The organism is Mesorhizobium sp. M1409 (genome assembly GCF_040317535.1).
In the GTDB taxonomy this organism is placed as follows: domain Bacteria; phylum Pseudomonadota; class Alphaproteobacteria; order Rhizobiales; family Rhizobiaceae; genus Mesorhizobium.
On the sequence record NZ_JAMYKV010000129.1, the window covers coordinates 1 to 2,718 of the forward strand.

General features: G+C 59.2%; 2 protein-coding genes and 1 other annotated feature. Both genes read left to right on the forward strand.

What is annotated here, in order from left to right:
• The first annotated feature begins 679 nt into the window (after nt 1–679).
• Nucleotides 680–1,908 (forward strand): IS3 family transposase gene (locus NKG99_RS35575; RefSeq protein WP_352874132.1). Its coding sequence is split into 2 segments (ribosomal slippage): nt 680–971 and nt 971–1,908, totalling 1,230 coding nucleotides; the frame shifts between segments, so codons are not numbered across the junction.
• Nucleotides 964–1,080 (forward strand) — a sequence feature (AL1L pseudoknot). Its footprint overlaps the gene before it by 117 nt.
• A 303-nt stretch (nt 1,909–2,211) precedes the next feature.
• Nucleotides 2,212–2,457, forward strand: a complete 246-nt coding sequence (locus NKG99_RS35580; RefSeq protein WP_352874133.1) for a hypothetical protein — start codon at nt 2,212–2,214, stop codon at nt 2,455–2,457.
• The last annotated feature ends 261 nt before the right edge of the window (nt 2,458–2,718 follow it).

A 2,718-nucleotide genomic window follows, 5' to 3' on the forward strand; every position in this document is an offset into this window, starting at 1 on the left:
AAGCAACCGAATCCTACGCCAAATCAATCGCTTAAGCTACATCCGCCAGCCTCAAAGCCCCATCGTCGTGCATAAGACGGGCTAGGTGCAAGGCCGAGCGAAGCCTTCGCCCCACAATCTCGTCGCGTAAATCTTTGAAAAACTCGAGAGGCCATGAATCTGCTTCCGATACAGGATGCTGTGTTGCAGACAATCACCCGTGCTCATGCGTCCTCTCCTTCACGTTGGCAGCAGGCCACGTCGACTGACGGAGATGCTCATCCAGCTGCGGCCAAGTGATGAACAAAGTTTGCCGCTCGACATAGTTCGGCAGTCGGCATAAACCGCAAGATGAACCAGGTCGATCCACACGCCTGGTCACCCAAACCGTTGACGCATCGCCGATGGCTGCGCAACTGCGACATCGATGCCCTCATGCCAGTGAGCAACCAGAGCTGAACGGCCGCTGCTCGCATACACCCCTTCCGCCGCGCTTGGGACTGCGCCAGGTGCTCTGGCCTGTGCGATCGCGTGATACGATGACCAATCCGCAGAGCCGGCAATCAGCCCCGCGATCAGAGAACTCCATATAAACGGTCAAGTTATGAAGGTAACGCGATATTGGTTCAGCTGGTCGCTCCTGGGTGTTATGAACCGCCCCGGGTTGATCGGGGGCTCCAACTCCTGAGAAGGCGGAGCCATGACAAGCAAGACGACCAACAAGTTCTCTCCCGAGGTCCGAGCCCGTGCGGTGCGGCTGGTTCTGGATCACGAAGGCGAGCATGCCTCGCGGTGGGCGGCGGTCTCGTCGATCGCCGCCAAGATCGGCTGCACGGCGCAGACGCTGCATGAGTGGGTGAAGAAGGCCGAGCGCGACAGTGGCGTGCGAGCCGGTGTGCCTACGGATGTGGCGACGAAACTCAAGGCTTTGGAACGCGAGAACCGCGAGCTTCGCCAGGCCAACGAGATACTTCGCAAGGCTTCCGCGTATTTTGCCCAGGCGGAGCTCGACCGCCGGTTCAAGCCATGATCGCGTTCATCGACGATCACCGCGAGGCGCATGGGGTCGAGCCGATCTGCAAGGTGCTGCCGATCGCCCCGTCGACCTACCACGACCATGTCGCCAAGCGCATCGATCCCTCCCGGCTGTCGGCTCGGGTGAAGCGGGATGAGGCTTTGAAGGATGAGGTCCGACGCGTGTTCGAGGCTAACTTCCGCGTCTACGGCGTTCGCAAGATCTGGCGGCAGTTGCAACGCGAGGGCTTCGATGTCGCCCGCTGCACGGTTGCCCGCCTGATGAGGGCCATGGGCCTCGAAGGCATCATCCGCGGCAAGCCGATCCGCACCACGGTGAGCGACAAGGCGGCACCATGCCCTCTCGATCACGTCAATCGCCAGTTCCATGCCCCGGCGAACATGCTGTGGGTCTCCGACTTCACCTACGTCGCGACCTGGACGGGCTTCGTCTATGTCGCCTTTGTCATCGACACCTATGCGCGAAGGATCGTCGGCTGGCGGGTGAGCCGCACGGCGCATGCCAGCTTCGTTCTGGACGCTCTGGAACAGGCTCTCCATGATCGGCGGCCCGTGCAGGGAGGCGGGCTCATCCATCACAGCGATAGAGGCAGCCAATACGTCTCTATCAGATACACCGAGCGCCTGGCGGAGGCCGGCGTCGAGCCTTCGGTGGGCAGTGTCGGCGACTCTTACGACAATGCTCTCGCCGAAACGATCAACGGTCTTTACAAGGCCGAGGTGATCCATCGACGCGGACCCTGGCGCTCATTCGAGGCCGTCGAGTTCGCCACGCTCGAATGGGTCGACTGGTTCAACAATCGCCGGCTGCTGGAGCCCATCGGCAACATCCCGCCGGCCGAAGCCGAGGAACGCTACTACGCCATGCTCGAAGACCCAGCCATAGCCGCGTGACTCAAACGAAACGGCCTCCGGAAAACCCGGGGCGGTTCAGTTCGTTCGCGAACCGCGTCACGCAAACGGACTCATCGAATGGATCTACGGATTGCCGCGGAGGTACATGACAATGTCGACGTAAGGCCATTTGTAGTTGACCATCCCCATATAAGGGTTTCGGGTGCCGGCAGGCGACCAGTTTTTGGCCGCCTGCTTTCGTACCGATTCTTTTTTTGCCTATCTATATTCTCTTGCGCTAATATAAAATTAACGTAACGTCAGATGGCAGCATCTGGGGATGCTCAACTGAGGGCGTTTCTCATGAAAATGGCGTTGTTCTGTGCGGTCGTCCTGTTGGCTGGAAATGGTCCTGTTGATGCCAAGGAGAAGAAAACGGTGATCAGTGACGCCGCTGCGCTTTGCTCGGCCAAGCATTCGGTAAAGAAAGACGTTCCAGAGCTGGACTGCAGTTTGACAGGAACTGCCACAGCCCCGCTCAATGGCACTGAACCAACAAAACAGCGCCTCGGATATGATACCAATCCTTGGATCGTGACCGGCTTTTGATTTTCACGGGAACGGGCATACTCTGGCGCAACCGTGTGGTTGGTGACCTCGGCCGCTGAAGCAACAACTTTGCAGCCTATCGTTCCGTCATATGCGGGCGTCCAGCCTAACTCCCGACCATCGGCACGGTAACGGTTGTCGCGTAGTTGATCGGGAAGTTGCTGAAGTAAGGGAACTCGATGACGAAGGCATAGCTGGCGGTCAGATGCGCCATGCGGAAGCCACCGCTCGCCGGGTCGAAAGCGATCGTGACGTTCACAT

Excerpts from the sequence above, each read along its gene's own strand:
- NKG99_RS35580 (WP_352874133.1), top strand. The coding sequence starts at position 2,212 with ATGAAAATGGCGTTGTTCTGTGCGGTCGTCCTGTTGGCTGGAAATGGT.